Raw genomic sequence first — 618 nt, 5'->3', positions numbered from 1 at the left:
GCGAGTTGAAGAACAGCGTGATGTCGCGATCGGGATCCAGCGACTCCAGCACGAGCAGCAGGGCCATGATGTCGTTGGCCGACGCGTCGTCCACCTGCACGCCGAGGAAGATGATGCGCTCCTCGAACAGCTTGTTGTACGGGTTCGACTCCTTGACGCCGAAGCTGCTGTGCTCGATGAACTACGGCAGGATGTAACGAGCCTGTGGCTGGAGGCGGGGATCAGTGTGGTCGGTCATTTGTCTAGTCCTGCTCCCGGTCCGGTGCCGTTGACGTTGGCGCTGGTGATGATGTGGTCGACAAACCCGTATTCCAAGGCTTCCGGCGCGGTGAACCAACGGTCGCGATCGGAGTCGGCCTCGATGCGCTCGATGGTCTGCCCGGTGAACTCGGCGTTGAGCCGGAACATTTCCTTCTTGATGACCGCAAACTGCTCGGCCTGGATGGCGATGTCCGCGGCGCGACCGGTGACGCCACCGAGCGGCTGGTGCATCAGGATCCGGGCGTGCGGCAGGGCGAAACGCTTGCCCTTGGTGCCCGCTGCCAAGAGGAATTCACCCATCGAGGCCGCCCTGCCCATCGCATAGGTGGCGATGTCGCACGGCGCCAGGACCATCGT

The 618-nt window shown here is 63.1% G+C and carries 2 protein-coding genes; both read right to left on the bottom strand.

Annotation, left to right across the window (positions count from 1 at the left end):
* Nucleotides 1-178, bottom strand: a 178-nt coding sequence (locus RNC47_RS36145; protein WP_311605094.1) for an ATP-dependent Clp protease proteolytic subunit, incomplete at its 3' end; no start/stop codon positions are given.
* Nucleotides 179-234: 56 nt separating this feature from the next.
* Nucleotides 235-618 (bottom strand): ATP-dependent Clp protease proteolytic subunit (locus RNC47_RS36140; RefSeq protein WP_311605092.1); only part of this gene is annotated, 384 nt, incomplete at its 5' end.

Origin of the sequence: Streptomyces millisiae (genome assembly GCF_031845425.1) — a bacterium.
In the GTDB taxonomy this organism is placed as follows: domain Bacteria; phylum Actinomycetota; class Actinomycetes; order Streptomycetales; family Streptomycetaceae; genus Streptomyces; species Streptomyces millisiae.
The sequence above is the reverse complement of the archived record's forward strand: the minus strand, read 5'-3'. Positions and strand labels throughout refer to the sequence as shown.